The following is a 16,667-nucleotide window of genomic DNA, read 5'->3' on the forward strand; positions in this document are numbered from 1 at the left end:
CAACTACCTACTCAATCCACTTGAACTTGTATTCCAGCTTGGGCACCGGCATACGGTCGGCCACGCGGCGCAAGCGGTTAGGTAGGGCCATGATGTACTCGCGGGCTTTTTCGGCGGGGCCGGTGAGGCCAGTAATCTGGTCGATTTTCCAGTCGGCAATAAGCGTATCCAGAATGTCGGTGTAGTCGTGGCTGGTGTACACGCCCAGGCGCTGGGCCGCGTCGGTGAAGTGGCCAAAGGTTTTACCCATTTCTACACCCATCTCGCGCATGTAGTGCGCGGGCATCACAATCTTCTTGCGCATCATATCCTCGAAGGCCAGCATCATCTCGGAAGGATCAACCTCGAAAATCTTCTCCACGAAGGTTTTGTACACGCGGGCGTGGCGGTTCTCGTCGCCGGCAATCATGCCGCAAATTTTGGACAAGCCATCGTCGCCGACTTTGCGGGCCAACTGGCCCACGCGGCGGTGCGAGAGGTTGGTAGCCGTTTCCTGGTAGCTGGTGTACACGAAGGCCCGGTACGGGTCGTGGGCCGTACCCAGGTCGAATCCATCAGCAATGAGGTACTGGGTGCTCACCTCAAACTCGCGCATGTTCACGCGGCCCGAAAGGTAGAGGTAGCGGTTGAGCAAGTCGCCATGGCGGTTTTCCTCCGCCGTCCAGCCCCGGATCCACTGGGCCCAGCCGTTATCGGGGTCCCGGTTCAGGTCATCGAGCTGGTGAAACCAGGCCTCGTAGTTGGGCAGGGCCTCCTCCGTGATAGTGTCGCCGATGAGTACAGCCAATAGGTCGTAGCTCAACTCCTTGGCCCGCTCGCGCAACAGCTTTACCTCATCGAAAAAGGTATCAAGCCGGGAATCAGGCAGGTAGTCGGAGGGCTGCCAGCTGGTTTCCACACTTTTCAGAAAAGTGCCCAGGTTGTCTTTCAGGAAGCCTTCCATGTGCTGGAGTACTTCCCCGCGGGAGGTCATGTTGGCGGTAATCATGGGAATTAGGAGCAAAAGGTACTAGCAACTTCAAAGGTACAGTTCCCCCACACCCGCATAGCCGGAATAAGTCCAGGGTGAACTACAAAATTTTGGCTTTCGAAGATGAATGCGGGAATTTTGCACGAAAAAGGTCTGCATGCATAGCATTTTTCCGGGCTCGGCGGTTGGGCTGAGCAGGTACCAGCTGCATCAGTGGCTGCTCGGGTTGCCGGCGTAAGGCCAGATGGCGGTTGAGTAGGGCCGCGCCTTCCGGGGAAAGCAGCCAGGCCACGTTGGGGAGCCGCCCCAGCCGCCGCAGCGCCGCCGTAAAGTCGCGGGAGCCGGTGAGCTGCCGCCGGAGCGCAGGCTGCGAGGGGTGCAGAGTCTGCCAGCCCAGTAGGGAAAGGTGCTTGCGGGGTTTGACGATTCGGAAAGCATAACTTCCCGGCAAGTGTCCTTCCGTGAGCGGGCTTTGCGATTTGTAAGTTTCCTCCCACAGATCGGATACGACCATATCGGCGAGGCCTGCCAGCCTGTACAGATTCTCCCGTTGCTGATAGTTGCGCTGCTGCTCCCGCGCCAATACGCGGCTGCGGTGCCAGGTTTTGTACCCGTAGGGCACCGCCGCCAACGCCAACACGGCCAGCAGCACTGGCACTGTCCGGCGCGGTAACGGCTGGCGGCCAAACACGAAAATCAAGTTACTGATAGCCCAGAAATCCAGCAGCGGCAAAGCCAGCCGGGGCGGCAGTTTCAGCACTGCTCCCAGGCCCAGCAGCAGCCCCACGTAGCCAATTTGCACCAGCCAAAACCACCGGCTACGGGGCTGCCGCCACAGCAGCACCCCGGTAGCGACCAGCAGCAGGAGCAGGGGAAAATAGTCGCGGGGAAGCTGCCGCAACAGCAGCAACACCTTTACAGAAGCCGTTTTCGTTAGAAAGTACCCTAGCCGAAATGGGGCTGCGCGGGCAAACATGGGCTCATTCACCAGCGTAGAGTCGGCCAGCATCCAGTTGCGGGCGGCGGCTAGTCCCAGGCTGTCGGGGGGGGAAAGGGATAGTGAAGGCGGCGCGCTTAGCTGAAAGTCGTTAAGATTGGACTTGAGTACATCGAGGCGGCGAAACGTGGCGGCAGCGGGGCTCCAGGTGAGGTTGAGCCAGAGCGCACCCACCACGGCCCACGCTCCCGCCCCGGCCAGCACCGGCAGGCTGCGCCGGCCCGTCAGCCACCACGCGCCGGGCGCCGCCACGGCCGCCCCTAGGATGGCCGCGCTGGGCCGAATCAGCCAGCTTATCCCAAACGCCAGCACACCCACCGCCAGCGCCCACCGCACCGGCGCGCGTTGGGCGGCAAATAACATCCCAGCCCCGGCCAGCAGCAACGGGACCCGCATATAATTGAACCAGAGGCTGTGCTCCAACCAGCCCACGCCCCAAAACAGCACCAGCACCGCCAGTACGGCCCCGCAGCCGGCGTGAGGCCGCAGCAGCCGCCAGAGCACCGCAAATACCAGCACCGTGGCCACGTACAGCAGCCCGTACAGCGTGAGGCCGTACCAGGGCACCGTAGGGTGAGCGGCGTATAGCTGGCTCCAACCCCAAGCAAATCCGTGGAAGTAGAGGTAGAGGTCGGTGACTGGGGCGGCGGCCGTTTCGCCCCGAAGCAGGGCCACAACGGTCAGATCATCGTTAGTTTCAAAGTAGCAGCCCAACCCTGCCCCGCTTAATAGCAAGAGTAACAACGGCAGCAGCAAAAGCAGGAAACGGCGCGACATGGGTTGCAAGATATGGGAAGGGGCCGAGAGGCGAGAGAGGGACACCACATTCCGGGCGGATCAACCTCGCGCGCCGATGGCAGCAGCAAGGCAGCATCTGCACCCACGGTTCCGCGCCGGCGCGGAGGCGGGCGGTTGACTTGTTGTTGGCCCCTCACCCGTCGACCGGTACGCAGTGTGCTTTACCTGGCACGTTTCAACCCTTCACTATCTTGCCCCGGTGAACCGAATTATACCCCGTTTGCCAGACTGGACGCTGCTGTTCGTGGTGACCCTAACTTTGGCTTATTTCTTCCTGACCCACGAAGGCCTCTATGCCCTCGATGACTACTATTATTCCCGCTACGCCCACCAGCTGTTGGCGGGCACCTTCCGGCTGGCCCCCGACCCGCAGGGCCTGCTACACGACCCGCTGAAGGAGCGGTATTTGATTTTTGGGCCGGTAGCCGTGTTTTTCAAGCTGTTCGGACTCAACATCATCAGCGCCACTCTGTGGCCTTTGCTGGCTACGCTGGGCTGCGCGGGGCTACTCTGGAGGCTGTACCGCCGCCGGGAGCCGGTGGTGGCGGCTGGCGCCATGCTGCTACTGGGGCTGCACTATTTCACCCTCAACCTCACCAATTACCTCTACCCTGATAACATACTGATGTTCTGGTGCCTGGGCTGCGCGGCCGTGCTGCTACGGGGCCGGGAGCCGGGCCGCCGCGCCGGGTGGTGGGGCGCTGGGTTTGCCCTGCTCAACCTGGCCGCGCTGCTCAGCAAGGAAACCATTGTGTACTACCTGCCTTTTTATCTGGGCGTGATGGGGCTGGATGCCTGGCGCCGCCGCAATGGGCGGTTCTGGCTGGCGGCGGTGGGTACGGGCGCATTGCTCCTACTGGGGTACCTGGGCCTGTACCAGCACTACACCGGCGACGCGCTGTACCGCATCCATCTTATTGAGCACACCAACGCATTTTTAAAGGAAGGCAACTACCTGGTGGGCAACCGGGCGGCGCTGCTGGCCCGTGTTACCTGGCAGCCACTCACCTTTTTTGTGGGCGCAGGCCTGGGGTTGATGCTGGTGCTGGCGGCGGTAGCAGTGGGCCGGGAACGAGCTGCCAGCCCGGCCGCGGACCGGCCATTCTGGCTGCTGCTGGCGGGCTGCACGTTGCTGTTATACTGGGTGGGCAGCACTTCCCTCAGTAGCTACAACCCCATTACCCTACTACCCCGCATGACGACTCCGCTCCTGCCCCCGCTGGCCCTAGCGGCGGGGTTTGGAGTGCGGCGGGTGGTGCAGGATGGTGGCTGGCGGCTATGGGCAACTGGCCTGTTGCTGTTGCTGCTGGCTGCTTGGCTGCACAATGCGGTGGCCGTGCTGTATGCGCTGCCTGGGCTGTGGCTGCTGGCGGTAGCCGGGGGCAGCCGCTTGCGGCAGTGGCCCCGTCGGCTGCGGCCCGGCGCGCCGGTTCTGGCGGGCGCTACCGTACTGGTACTGGCCCTGTCCCTGGCTATCCGGCCGGTGTATTTCATGCAGAAGCCGTCGGTTTCAGAGCATTTTGCGCAGGCCCGCTTACTTCGGCAACACCTACAGGGGGCAGCCCGCGGCACGGTGCTGGTGGATGACTACCTGATTGGCAACTACGATTTTATGTATGGCTTTCAGATGCCGGCCGGGCTGCAGTACCGCCGTTACTGGGCCCGCGACTCGGTGCGCCTGGCATCCAAGGAGCACGCCTGGCTGCTGCTCAACCGCGCCACTCTCAGCAACGACGAGCTGACCCGCAAGCTTATCCGCTACTCCCCCGATTCGGTGCTGGGCTGGTACCCCCGGCGGCGCCTGCTGGCCCAGGATGGCCGCGTGGAGCTATACGAGGTGGAGTTAGGCGGGAGAAGTGAGAAGTGAGAAGTGAGAAGTGAGAAGTGAGAAGTGGCAACGCCATTCCGTAACGTTTGATTTAGCACCAGGGAGCATTGTTATCAACTTTTCCACTTCGCGACTTGGCCCAGCAGCCAATCTAAAGGACGCACGGCGCGGAGCTCCCGTAATATCTGGGAAAGGTCCTGGGCTTCGGGAAAACTTTGGTGGCGCACGGCCTGGCGTAGCTCCCAGCGCACGCGCACGGCCAGGGCCGCCCGCTCGGCGGAGGTACGGCACAGGGCCTGGGCTTTGCGGCACACCGCAATGGTGGAGCGCAGGTAAGGGTCGTGGGGGCGGTAGCCTTTGCTGGACATAGACTGCGGGTGCAGCCGCTTCTGGGTGGTTACGGCATTCAGGAAGTAGAACTCCCAGTGGCGGCTGGCCCGTACCCAGAAATCAAAATCCTCGTAGGCCAGGGTTTCATCGTAGCCGCCCAACTGCAGCAGCGTAGCCCGGCGCATAAGCATAGTGGGCGTACTGATGAAGTAACGGGCTAGTACGTCGGCGAAAACTGGGCCGCTGGCCGGGCGCGGGTGCAAGCACCCATTGGCGTCGCGGCGAAAATGGTGGCGAACAAGCTGGCCAGTTTCGTCAATCAGCTCAGCATCAGAATACACCATGCCGCAGCGGGGGCCGGCCGCCGCAAAGGCTGCTACCTGTTGAGCTACCCTCTCAGGCAGCAGTACATCATCCGTGGCAAAGTCAATGACGAACTCCCCGGCCGACTCCCGGAAAGCGGAGTTGAACGCCTGACAGTTGCCCACATTGGCGGGCAGCAGCCGCAGGTGCCAGCCGGGGTGGGCAGCGGCATAGCGGCGGAGTATTTCCGGGCTAGCGTCGGTACTGGCATCGTCTACCAGAAATACCTCCAGGTTCGGGTACGTTTGGGCCACAATAGAATTGAGGGCCGTTTCCAGAAACCGGGCGTGGTTGTAGCACAGCGCTACAATAGTGACGAGGGGCTGTTCAGCTGTGGGCATCGGGGGCAAGATACGCACGGCCTGCCCGCCAGCACCTCAGGCCGGCCGGATGGCGCGCCGGAAGTACCAGAGGCACCAGCCCAGCAGCAAACCGTAGCGCAGGGCCTGAGCCAGGGGCGCGCCCAGCAGCCCGAAGCGCGGCAGCAGCAGCACCAGCAACCCCGCCAGCAGCACCGCCGAGGCGGCCTGCACTGCTACGTAGCGGCCCACCCGGGCCTGGGCCGTAAGCAGAAACAGCAGAATCCAGGTCAGGAACTTCAGCCAGTCGGCCAGCAGCTGGGGGCCCAGTAGGTAGGCAGCGGCGGCAAAGCGCGGCTCAAACAGCAGGGGCAGGAGCCAGCCCCGCAGCAGCCACAGCAAGCCCAGCCCCAGGGCCAGCACCGGAGCCAGCACCGCTAGTACGGTACGCACCAGCCGGGCCCGCTCCTGGGGGCGGGCACTCAGGGCCGCCAGCCGGGGATAATAGACGCTGCTCATCAGGGCCGAAAAAACCATGGTATAGTTATCGGAGAGCTTGGCTACGGCCTGCCACAAATCGGTGGCGGCTAATCCAAACTGCCGGATAAGCACCTCCCGCAGGCTGAAATCCACGACTTTAGAAAACAGCAGCACACTCAGGGCCATCAGCAGAAACCGGCCCAGGCCGCGCAGCGCCGGGCGGCTGAAGGCCCCGTGCACCCGGGGCAGCAGCCCGGCCCGGCCAGCCACGGCGGCGGCCGGCAGCAGCGTGCCGCCCTGAGCCAGCAGGTAGGCCAGCAACGCGCTGGGCACCGAGCCGCCCGCGTAGAGCACCGCCGCCACGGCCGCCGGGCCGCTGGCGCTGAGCAGCACCGTGAGGCCCACGTAGGCCCCTAACCGCCCGGCGGCCAGCAGCACCGTCACCACAAACGCGTGCCCGACCAGCATCGCCAGCCCCAGGCAGAACAGCAGCGTCCAGCCCCAGCCAGTCCCGAACACCCCCACCAGCGGCCCCGGCCACAACAGCAGCAACCCCGCACTTAGCAGCACGGCCACTGCATTCAGCCCCAGCCCGGCGCCCAACCAGGCTCGGTAGCGCCCCGAACCAGCCCGCAGCGGGGCCAGGTATTTCACCGTGCCCACATGCACCCCGTCGTTGGGCAGGGTGGTGAACAGGGCCATCAGGTTCTGGAAGTGCGCCAGCAGCGTGAGGCCACCCGGGCCACCATACACGGCCAGCAACTTATTGAGCACCACCGCCCCGGCCGTGCGGGCAGCCACGGCCACCCCGGAGCCCACGGAACCGCGCAGCAACCGGCCAAGTACGGCGGCGCGGGGTTCAGGGCGGGCAGGAGGCGTAGGCATAAGCGGGTAAAAGCCAGGGAGACTCGGGGCAAGACGGCCGGGTGAGGGGTAAAGATAATGGGGTTGTGGTGCCCCTGGGGCCACGGGCCGGCCCTGAATAGGCAGCTCGACAGCAGAACCCCGTTATCTTTACCCGCAACTGGCTCTTGCTTGCGCTGGGAATGTACCGGCTTTGCACCTTGCCGGCTCTTCCGGAATACTTGGCCCACTTTGCCATTAGCCGCCGCGCAGACCAGCTGCGCCGGCGCATAGTCCTTCCCACTGACTTCCGCTTGTCTGTTCATGGCTGCTGGCCCTTCCTCTTTCTCCTTTGTGCCCGAGGGCATGTTTCTCGACCTGCTAACAGTTTCGCTTAGTGGCGTTAACGTGCTGCGCCCGGTTTATACCCTTGCTCGGGAGGTGGAGGATTTCGCCCTGGAGTACCTGAACCCCGCCGCCCAACGCATGACTGGGCTGACGGAGCGGCCCGGCGGTACCCTGCGTACCCGCTTTCCTGGCCTTTTCACCAACGGGGTTTTTGAGTTGTACCGGCAGGTAATGGAAACGGGCGAGGAAGGCCACTGCAACGTGAACTACCAGACCGATGGCCTCGACAACTTCTTCCATGTGGCGGCCCGGCGCAGCGGCGAGTGGCTTATTATCAGCTTCGATGATACCAACAACCAGCCCCGTACAGCCGTAGAGGAGGCCCTGCGCGCAAGCCAGGCTGCCGAGCAGCTCGCCCGTGCCGAGGCCGAGCAGCAGCGCCAGCGCTTTCAGGAGGTGCTGCTGCGGCTTCCCGCCTACGTAGCCGTTTACCAGGGCCCCGACCACATCTACCAGTTCGTCAATCCGCCATACCAGAGTTTGTTTCCGCACCGCTCCTTTCTCGGGCGGCCGCTCCGGGAGGGCACGCCGGAGGCCAGCGCGCTGGGCGTGGTGGCCCTGTTCGACCGCATCTACCAAACCGGTGAGCCGTACTATAGCCACGAGATGGAGGGCTGGTTTGACTTTCAGGGCAATGGGCAGCCGGAGCAGGTATTTCTCAACCTTTACCTGCACCCGTTGCGCAACGCCCAGGGCGAAATTGACGGAGTGCTGGATTTCTCCTACGATGTAAGCGAGCAGGTGCGGGCCCGCCAGCAGGTGCAGCAGCTCAACCAGGAGCTGGAAGCCCGCGTGCAGGAGCGCACCCGGGAGCTGGCCGAGCAACAGCGCCTGCTCCATCAGATTATGGCGCAGGTACCAGCCGCCATTGTCACGCTCAACGGGCCGCAGCACCGCTTTGCGTTTGCCAATCCGCTCTACCAGCAGTTGGTGGGCCGGCGCGTACAAGCCGGAAAAACCGTGGCGGAGATGCTGCCGGAAATGGTGGAGCAAGGCTTTGTGCAGATGCTCGACAGCGTGTACCATACGGGCCAGCTCATAGAAGGCCGGGAAGTTTCCGTCCTTGTGAAGCAACCCGATGAGGCAATGGCGCACTACTATTTAGCGCGTGCGTAGTCGGCAGCAGGCCGACGCGCTGCAGGCCCGGCTGCTGGCCGCTGCCCAGGAGCAGGCGGCCGAACGTCTGGCCTTTTTCAATATCTTCGAGCAGGCCCCCGTGCTGGTGGCCCTGCTGCGTGACCCGGGCCACCGCTTCGAGTACGTGAACCCCGCCTACCAGGCCCTGTTTCCGGGGCGGCGGCTGGTGGGCCTGCCGGTAGCAGAGGCCGTGCCCGAAATGCAAACCCAAGGGTTTGTAACGCTAATGGACCGCACCTACCGGACCGGCGAAACCTACGTGGGGCAGGCAATGCCCTTCACCGCTCTACCCGAACCAGGGCAGCCCCCGCACCCCATTTATTACGACTTCACCTACCAGGCCTACCGCGAAAACGGAGAGGTGGCGGGCATCTCTATTTTTGCCCACGATGTAACTGAGCAGGTGCGCATCCGCCAGCAGGTGGAGCGCCTCAACCAGGAGCTAACGGCTACCAATGCCGACCTGCACGCCAGCAATACGCAACTCACGCGCACTAATGTCGACCTGGACAACTTCATCTACACTGCCTCCCACGACCTGAAAGCGCCCATCAGTAACATTGAGGGTCTGCTGCTGGCTTTGGAGCACGAGATGCCAGCCGCCAGCCGGCTGGGCGACATTCCCAAGATACTGACCCTGATGCAGGAGGCCACTGAACGTTTTCAGCGCACCATTCAGCACCTGACGGATATTGCGCGCCTGCAACAAGAGCATAACCAGGCCAGCGAAACCGTGCAGCTTGTTTCGGTGGTTGAGGCAGTACGCCTTGATTTGTTGCCGTTGCTGCAGCAGACCCAGGCCCAACTAGCCGTGCAGATACCCGCCGGCTCAACGGTAACTTTTTCGGAGAAGAATTTGCGCTCCGTGGTGTACAACCTGCTCAGCAACGCCCTCAAGTACTGCCACCGCGAGCGGCTACCCCAAGTATACCTGCGCTTCTATGCCGAGGAAGGATGCAAAGTACTGGAAGTGAAAGACAACGGCCTGGGCTTAGACCTTTCTCGGGGTCAGAACAAGCTTTTTGCCATGTTTCAGCGCTTGCACACGCATGTGGAGGGTACCGGCTTGGGCCTGTACATGGTCAAGAAAATCGTGGAAAATGCCGGGGGCCGCATTGCGGTAGAAAGCCAGCTGAACCAGGGCACAGCCTTCCGCGTGTATTTCTTGTACTGATCAGCACAACGGCTTCACCTGCTTTTGCTTTGCCCATAACCCGGCCCGCCTCACCCTGAAGCTACCGGGCTAGTACAGGGCTTTTTCCAGTGTTAGCTTGAGGCCCGGGACGCCGCCCAGGTGGCGCTTGAACTGCAGCAAGGAACGGTTGAGGCCCTCCGGCAGCGTGGACGTACCCAGGTCGAGCAGGCGTATGCCACTGGCCTGACCGAAGGCGTGCAGGCCGGCATTTAGCAGCACTACCGGGCTAAACGTATTGTAGGCCAAGGGGCTGGCCGGGTAAAAGTTGTACAGCACATCCTTGCGCACCCGAATGGCAACGGTAAGGGCGGCCCACTCCCCGGCCGGGTTCCGTACCGAGAACAGGAACACCTGCTGCGGCAGCACCCGAAACAGCGTTTGCAGCTGCTCCAGCGTCATGGAAAGCTCCTGGCCTTTCTCCTCGCGGCAGCGGCGCAGAAACTCGTAGGCCAAGGGCAGTAGCAGCGGCGGCTCCTGCTCAAACTGCAGACCGTGCCGCGCGCACTTGAGCAGGCGCCGGCGCTCGGAAGGGTGCAGCCCCGCCCGAAAGCTCTGGTGCAGCGGCAGATGATGATTTATTTCGGCCAGTTTCACCGCGTATCCCCGCTGCCGCAGCACCTCAGCTAAACGGGCCGTAGTGGTGGGCTCGTACGCAAAGGCCGGCAGGCGCATGGTGAGGTGGCGGACGCCCCGCTCCCGCAGGGCCGTTTCCGCTGCGGTTAGCAAAGCGTGCAGGGCAGCGGCCGGCAGGTCTGGGGCGAGCTGCACTGCCCCGAATGGTGCCTGCCAGGGGCTGCGGGCGACCGTCCCGTCGGCGCTCAGAAACACGGATAGCTGCGCTACGGTACGGTTCTCGGCGGGTTCCTCCAGAAAAAAGTGCAGCCGCTCCCCGGGGCTTTGCTGCAGGGCCAGGTGTTCGGGCTGCTGGTAAAGCCAGGGCTCATAGGCCGGCGGCAACCCGGGCTGCGCCACCCACCCGCTCACCATCCGCAGGGCATAATGCTCCCACTGGGCAGGCAAGGGCAACGAATACGCCGAAGTGGGTGAGGATGGAAGCAAGGGCAACGGAGAAGAGGGGGGCGAAAGTACGAGGTTTTCTGGCCTGTAGCTGTACGAAACGCCGGTTTGTGCTGTTTTCAGGGGTAACGCCCCCTCTGGTTGAGCTTTTCCGCCAAATCCCCGTAGACTATCTGCCCCACTGCTTCTTACCCCGCATGAGCTCTTCTGCCACCGCTACTCCCCTGCCACTACTGCCCGCTACGCCTGTTCCGTCCGAGGACGAGGATGAGGGACCCCACACCTCCATCACCGCCGACCGGGCCGCTACGCGCCAGGCCCGGCTGCAACGGGTAGGGCAGCGGCCGGGCACACTTAACATTCGGGAAGGAGCACTTGCGCCCCGCCTCTTTCTGATTTCCTACGATGACACCTTTTTTGAGGAGCAGGAATACCAGAGCTATGAGGAACTGCTGGCCTGTTTTCGGCAGCACTCCGAGCTAAAGCACTGGATAGATGTGCGCGGCTACAACGACCTGGAACTGATGCAGCGCCTGCAGGAGGACTTCCGCATTCATCCGCTGCAAATGGAGGATGTACTGAACGACTACCAGCGGGCCAAAGTGGAGGAAACCCAGGATGGGCTGTTTTTGGTGTCCCGCATGACGGAGTTCACGCGGCTGCTCGACATTGACGACGACCAGCTGTCCATTTTTACGGGCTCCAACTACGTGCTCACATTCCAGGATGATTATGAGGACTGCCTGGAAACCGTGCGCCTGCGCCTGCGCACCGGCCGTAGCAACATCCGGCGCCGCTCCCCCCTGTACCTGGCCTACGCCCTCACCGATGTAGTACTCGACCACTACTACCCTACCATGGCGGCCATCGGCGACTACCTGGAAACTCTGGAGGAACGCATTTTCCAGGGCCGGCCCGACCGCCGGGTGCTCAACCGCATTCTGCACATCAAGAAGGATATCGTGCGCTTTCGGCGGCTGGTGTACCCCGAGCGGGAGAAAATTGCCGAGCTGCTGCGCATGCCCGAGGAGCAGATGCCGGAGGAAATCAAGGTATTTTTCAAGGACTGCTACGACCACGCCATTCAGGCCCTGGACCTGGCCGAAAGCTACCGCGAAACCGTGAGCAGCCTGGTCGAGCTGTACATGTCGGACCAGGCCAACCGGGCCAATGAGGTAATGAAGGTACTGACTATCATCAGCAGTATTTTTATTCCCCTGAGCTTCGTGGTGGGCCTCTACGGCATGAACTTCCAGCGGGAAGGGCCCGATGGCCGCATCAACTACCTCAACATGCCGGAGTTATACAGCCCCTGGGGCTACCCCATCCTGCTGATGATTTTGGGGCTAATTGTCATTTTCCAGCTTACCTACTTCTACCGCAAAGGCTGGCTGACGAATAAGTAAAGTGGTGAAAGGGTGAAGTCGTGAGGAGGCACGACGACGCAATCCTTCACAAAGCGTCTCCCATTGGTCTACTCAAAAGCCCCTGACATCAGCACCAGACGTTAGGGGCTTGCTGCTTATCAGGTCTCTGAGCATTGAAAAGGACGGATTGCTTCGCGCTGCTCACCTTGACAGGTGCCCGCTCACCATTTTACAACTTCACGTTGGTGCGGCGCAGCTCGGAGCCTACTACCCGGAACAGGTGGTAAATATCGGTGGCGGGGTCAAAGGTGAGGGCGGCCTGGGGGGCAGAGCTGCGGAAGGGCTGCCCGCTTACCAGCCGGGCTTTGGCATCGTAGAGGAAAAGGTTGCCGGGGCCGGTTTCGGTAAGGGCATACAACTGCCGGCCCGGCCCGAAGTTGAAGTACTGCACCGAGCGCGGGGCCGACGTGACGAACTGCTGGCTCAATATCTGCCGGCCCGAGGCATCAAACAAGGCACTCCGGCCGCCTTCTTCCCGCGCTACTACAAAGCTGCGCTGGGCCTGGTCGGGGATGAGCTGGAAGCGGCTGCTGCGGCTCCAGGTAGCCACGCGCCGCCGGCTCACAATATCCCCACTCAGGTTGAAGCTCACCAACTCTCCATGCTGGTTTACCACCGTCAGGCGGCTGCGGCTTAGCGTAGCACCTGTTTCGGCCAGGCCGCTGCCCGACAGGCGCCCGCCCATGCTGATGGGGAAGCCCGGGTAGGTGCCCCCGGCCTCATCGAAGGCATATACGTAGCCATTTTCGAGCAGCACCACCAGCACGTCGCGGCCGGCTACGGTGAGGTAGTGCGGGGGGCCCGCCAGCCGGAACTCCAGCTGCTTGGGCTGCCACCCCGGAAACGTGCGCCCTTGGGTATCATACAGAAACAGGTTGCCGCTGGCCCCGGCCACCAGCAGGCGGCGCACCCCGCCCCCACCCGGCGATACACTCAGGGACGTGGCCCGCACGGTATCGGGGAGGTTAAGCGGGAAGTTGGGCTGCACCTGCCCCCGTATACTGTACTGGAATAGTTGGCCAGGGGTAGCCAGTAGGAAGCCCGAAGTACCCGGCAGCCGAAATATCGGCCCCACCAGCGGCCCCGGCAGCGTATCGGACCAAGCCACCACGTTATCGGGGGTGATGTAGTGCAGCACGTGGGCGGTATCCTGCACCAGTACGCCCGGCAGCTTGGCTCCGGTGATGAGCACCGCTTCCGGGGAGCTGCTCAGCGGCGTTTTGAAGGCCAGCACGCTGCCCGTGCCGCTCTGGTTCTGGGGGCGGGCCTCAGCGGGGCCTACCACGGGGTGGCGCAGTACAAACTGGGTGAAGTACTGGGCCCCGGCCTCCTGCTCATTGGCGGCCGGCACCCACTGCAGGCACACCTGCGGAAAGCGTTTGAATAAGGTTTCGTTGCGCAGCAGCCCGGCCCGCCGCTCTTCCTGCAGCCCACGCAGCAACAGGTTCCAGCAGTTGCGGGTGTCCAGCAGCACCCGCAGGCGGGCCAGGGGCTGGGTTTCCTGCAAAAAGGCCACCTGCGTGGGAGAACGGCTCCATACCTGCCCGGCCGCCACATCCGTTAGCCACTGCTGCAAGGCGGCCTCATCGTCGCCGAAAGCCACGTAATTACCTACCTGGGCCACTACCGGCGTCGCAAATCCCTGGAACACAGACCCCATAAGCCGGCGAGGCAGCTCGGGTACGCCGGTTTGATAAAGCTGATAAGGGCCTACCCGCCCAAAGGCCGGGCTGGCCCCCGCCGCCCGCCGCAGCTGGCCCAGCAGCAGACTTATCTTCCCGGGGTTAGCCGTGTAGGCTAGAGCCAGCTTGCCGGGCCGGGCCCGGGCCGAAGACGTACCTAAATAGCACAGGGCCGCTTCCTGGCTGAGCTGAGCCGTGAGGCTGTCCAGCAGCCCACCCGTTTTGGCCGCTACCGAATCGGGAGTGGTGGGGCGCTGGTTGCCCCGCAATACGGCGAGTGGCCCCAGCCCCAGATGCACTACCAGAGCGGCCCGCAGCGGCAGCACTTCGGCCATGCGCAGACGCTGGGCGGGCTGGCCCAGCAGGCGCTGGTGCAGGCCATCGTGGGTAGTTTCAGGGTTGGCGAAGCCGGTAAAGGCGACCTTGTTGCCGACCAGCTTCATCTCCGTCATGCAGTTGCGGGCCAGGCTAGCCACAGTAGCCATTTCGGGGGTCAGCTCCTGGCGAAAGAACACGGCCAGCAACTGGGGCAGGCGGCGCTGGTTGAGCAGCAGGGTCGCGTCTACGTCGCGCAGCTGGAAGTAATCGGTGCTCTGGAAGTCGGCGGCTACGGTGGGGGCCTCGGGGGTTTGGAGGCGGCGGGCCACGGCCTCTACCAAGGCGGGACTGGCGCTCAGCAGCAGATGGTTGCGGTAGTTCAGCAGCGTGAGGCCCTCCTGGCTCCCTTTAGGGCGCACTTCCGTGAGCAGCTGGTTTTCGTATTCCCGGTCGGATACCTCGAAGCGCGGGTCCCGGCCCAGGCCCTCCAGCAGGCTGCGCACCTGCCGGTACTCCCGCACGCTGCTGATGGGTATTTGAAACAGCACATCAAACCGGCCCGGGCCCGTAACGTGCAGGGAGGTAAGCACCCGCTTGCGGCCCAGAAACCGTAGCACCACGTTGCGCCCCCCGGTCAGGCTGTCGGCCAGGGTGAGCTGGTCCTCCACCTGCTGAAAATAGCGCACGGCCGAGAGGTTATCCCAGAGCTGGGTTTCCTTGAGGTGGCGCACCAGCGTGGGGTGGTCACGCGTGACGGCCACCAGCACGGCATCCTCGGGTACCAGAGCCCAGGGGTCTACCGGTACGCGGGCCACGGTGCGGCGGTAGTACACGTAGGAGCCCAGCGCCGTGAGCAGCAGCAAACCCGTCAAGAAAACCAGTACTCGTTGCGACATGCAGGGAAACCCGGGAGGTGGGAAGGTCAAAAATAGCTATTCGGCGCGGAGTGCGCTGTTGCTACGGCCGGGCAGGGTGCGGGGTTTGCAGGGCAGTTTTCTATCTTCCGCCCCGAAACACTTCCTACTCTTCTCCCTATGTCCGAAAAACAAGGCCATTTTCAGCGGGCCATTACGCTGTTTGACGCCGTCATGATTGTGACCGGCAGCATGATTGGCTCCGGCATTTTCATTGTCAGCACCGATATCAGCCGCAAAGTAGGCTCCAGCGGCTGGCTGCTGGTGGTGTGGCTGCTGACGGGCGTGATTACCCTGGCCGGGGCCGTGAGCTACGGTGAGCTGTCGTCCATGTTCCCGAAAGTAGGCGGGCAGTACGTGTACCTGCGCGAGGCCTACAACAAGCTGGTGGCCTTCCTCTACGGCTGGACGCTGTTTCTGGTGATTCAAACCGGGGTAATTGCGGCCGTGGCCGTGGCGTTTGCCCGCTTCACGGGCGTGCTGCTGCCCCGGTTTTCCGAAACCAATGTGCTGTTTCAGCTGGAAGGCGTCCCGCTCCTGGGCACTTTTAAGTTTACCACCGTGCAGCTGCTGGCTATTCTGCTGCTGGTGTTTCTTACCTTCATCAACTCCCGGGGCGTGCGCTCCGGCAAGCTGATTTCCAACGTCTTCGGCAGCACCAAGCTGGTGGCCCTGGGCCTCCTGATTCTGTTTGGGCTGATTCTGGGGGTGAATGAGCAGGCCGTGAGCCAGAACTTCGAGAACGTGTGGCAGGCCATGAGCTTTGACGCGGCCGGGCAGGGCACACCCCTCACGGTAGCGGCCCTGGTATCGGCCATTGGCCTGGCCATGACGGGCTCCTTGTTCAGCTCCGACGCCTGGAACAACATCGGCTTCTCGGGCGACGAGATTGTGCGGCCCGAGCGTACCATCGTACTCAGTATGGCCCTGGGCACCGGCATTGTCACGGCTCTTTACATTCTCATCAACGTGGTGTACCTGCTGGTACTGCCCCTGCACGGCGACCCTGCCGCCACCGATGTAATGGGCCGGGGCATCATGTACGCCGCCAACGAGCGGGTGGGCACGGCCGCCGCCGAAAGCATCATGGGCGCGCCCGGTGCCTACATCATGGCCGTGCTCATCATGATTAGCACCTTCAGCGCCGATAACAGCATTCTGCTGTCGGGGGCGCGGGCCTACTACGCCATGGCCAAAGATGGGGTGTTCTTCCCCGGTATGGCCAAGCTCAACAAGGCGGGTGTGCCCAGCGTGGCCTTGTGGGGCCAGTGCCTCTGGGCTTGCCTGCTCTGCCTGTCGGGCTCCTATGGTGAGCTGCTGAACTACGTGATGTTCTCGGTAATTCTGTTCTACGTCATCACCATCATCGGCATTTTTGTGCTGCGCCGCACCCGCCCCGATGCGCCCCGCCCCTACCGGGCCTGGGGCTACCCGGTGGTGCCGCTGCTGTACGTGGTGCTGGCCTCGGCCTTCTGCTTTATCCTGCTCACCGACCCGGCCAACTCCAAATTCGCTCAGCGCGGCTTGCTGCTGGTGGCCGTAGGCGTACCGGTGTACTTCCTGTTCGGGAAGCAGTTTGCCAGCAAGAGCGAGAGAGTTGACTCCTGATAAGAAGAGCCTTCCGGCCAAAAAAAGCCCCGCCCGGTTTTACCGGGCGGGGC

General features: G+C 62.9%; 11 protein-coding genes. 5 read left to right on the top strand and 6 right to left on the bottom strand.

Going from position 1 to position 16,667, the window contains the following annotated elements:
- Positions 1–7: 7 nt before the first annotated feature.
- Together ROI90_RS00990 and ROI90_RS00995 are read right to left on the bottom strand one after the other, a co-directional pair.
- Complete coding sequence (locus ROI90_RS00990; RefSeq protein ID WP_315996473.1) at positions 8–988, bottom strand: acyl-ACP desaturase; 981 nt, start codon at positions 986–988, stop codon at positions 8–10.
- Between the two features lie 82 nt (positions 989–1,070).
- Complete coding sequence (locus tag ROI90_RS00995; protein WP_315996474.1) at positions 1,071–2,744, bottom strand: hypothetical protein; 1,674 nt, start codon at positions 2,742–2,744, stop codon at positions 1,071–1,073.
- 220 nt (positions 2,745–2,964) lie between these two features.
- Here ROI90_RS00995 and ROI90_RS01000 point away from each other — a divergent pair, with 220 nt between their 5' ends.
- On the top strand, positions 2,965–4,632 hold the full coding sequence (locus ROI90_RS01000; RefSeq protein ID WP_315996475.1) for an ArnT family glycosyltransferase: 1,668 nt from the start codon (positions 2,965–2,967) through the stop codon (positions 4,630–4,632).
- 74 nt (positions 4,633–4,706) lie between these two features.
- Here the strand turns inward: ROI90_RS01000 and ROI90_RS01005 are convergent, their stop codons facing one another.
- A complete protein-coding gene (locus ROI90_RS01005; RefSeq protein WP_315996476.1) occupies positions 4,707–5,627 on the bottom strand; it encodes a glycosyltransferase in 921 nt (306 codons plus the stop codon).
- 36 nt (positions 5,628–5,663) lie between these two features.
- The gene (locus tag ROI90_RS01010; protein ID WP_315996477.1) at positions 5,664–6,950 is read right to left on the bottom strand and encodes an MATE family efflux transporter; all 1,287 of its coding nucleotides are present in this window, start codon (positions 6,948–6,950) and stop codon (positions 5,664–5,666) included.
- 282 nt (positions 6,951–7,232) lie between these two features.
- On the opposite strand from ROI90_RS01010, the gene ROI90_RS01015 reads away from it, so the two are divergent.
- Together ROI90_RS01015 and ROI90_RS01020 are read left to right on the top strand one after the other, a co-directional pair.
- Positions 7,233–8,432, top strand: coding sequence for a PAS domain-containing protein (locus tag ROI90_RS01015; RefSeq protein WP_315996478.1), 1,200 nt, complete (start codon positions 7,233–7,235; stop codon positions 8,430–8,432).
- Positions 8,425–9,627, top strand: a complete 1,203-nt coding sequence (locus ROI90_RS01020; RefSeq protein ID WP_315996479.1) for a sensor histidine kinase — start codon at positions 8,425–8,427, stop codon at positions 9,625–9,627. Before ROI90_RS01015 ends, ROI90_RS01020 begins: the two co-directional genes overlap by 8 nt.
- A gap of 69 nt (positions 9,628–9,696) precedes the next feature.
- On the opposite strand, the gene ROI90_RS01025 is transcribed toward ROI90_RS01020, so the two are convergent.
- Positions 9,697–10,707, bottom strand: a complete 1,011-nt coding sequence (locus tag ROI90_RS01025; RefSeq protein WP_315996480.1) for a hypothetical protein — start codon at positions 10,705–10,707, stop codon at positions 9,697–9,699.
- A gap of 155 nt (positions 10,708–10,862) precedes the next feature.
- Between ROI90_RS01025 and corA the strand changes: the two genes are divergently transcribed.
- Complete coding sequence (gene corA / locus ROI90_RS01030) at positions 10,863–12,071, top strand: magnesium/cobalt transporter CorA (protein ID WP_315996481.1); 1,209 nt, start codon at positions 10,863–10,865, stop codon at positions 12,069–12,071.
- A gap of 190 nt (positions 12,072–12,261) precedes the next feature.
- On the opposite strand, the gene ROI90_RS01035 is transcribed toward corA, so the two are convergent.
- Positions 12,262–14,988 carry a hypothetical protein gene (locus ROI90_RS01035; RefSeq protein WP_315996482.1) on the bottom strand — a complete coding sequence of 909 codons (2,727 nt, stop codon included), beginning with the start codon at positions 14,986–14,988 and terminating at the stop codon, positions 12,262–12,264.
- A gap of 138 nt (positions 14,989–15,126) precedes the next feature.
- On the opposite strand from ROI90_RS01035, the gene ROI90_RS01040 reads away from it, so the two are divergent.
- On the top strand, positions 15,127–16,614 hold the full coding sequence (locus ROI90_RS01040; RefSeq protein ID WP_315996483.1) for an APC family permease: 1,488 nt from the start codon (positions 15,127–15,129) through the stop codon (positions 16,612–16,614).
- Positions 16,615–16,667: the final 53 nt, after the last annotated feature.

This window comes from Hymenobacter endophyticus (assembly GCF_032464715.1).
GTDB classification, from domain to species: domain Bacteria; phylum Bacteroidota; class Bacteroidia; order Cytophagales; family Hymenobacteraceae; genus Hymenobacter; species Hymenobacter endophyticus.

Excerpts from the sequence above, each read along its gene's own strand:
- ROI90_RS00990 (WP_315996473.1), bottom strand. The coding sequence starts at position 988 with ATGATTACCGCCAACATGACCTCCCGCGGGGAAGTACTCCAGCACATG.
- ROI90_RS00995 (WP_315996474.1), bottom strand. The coding sequence starts at position 2,744 with ATGTCGCGCCGTTTCCTGCTTTTGCTGCTGCCGTTGTTACTCTTGCTA.
- ROI90_RS01005 (WP_315996476.1), bottom strand. The coding sequence starts at position 5,627 with ATGCCCACAGCTGAACAGCCCCTCGTCACTATTGTAGCGCTGTGCTAC.
- ROI90_RS01010 (WP_315996477.1), bottom strand. The coding sequence starts at position 6,950 with ATGCCTACGCCTCCTGCCCGCCCTGAACCCCGCGCCGCCGTACTTGGC.
- ROI90_RS01015 (WP_315996478.1), top strand. The coding sequence starts at position 7,233 with ATGGCTGCTGGCCCTTCCTCTTTCTCCTTTGTGCCCGAGGGCATGTTT.
- corA (WP_315996481.1), top strand. The coding sequence starts at position 10,863 with ATGAGCTCTTCTGCCACCGCTACTCCCCTGCCACTACTGCCCGCTACG.
- ROI90_RS01035 (WP_315996482.1), bottom strand. The coding sequence starts at position 14,988 with ATGTCGCAACGAGTACTGGTTTTCTTGACGGGTTTGCTGCTGCTCACG.
- ROI90_RS01040 (WP_315996483.1), top strand. The coding sequence starts at position 15,127 with ATGTCCGAAAAACAAGGCCATTTTCAGCGGGCCATTACGCTGTTTGAC.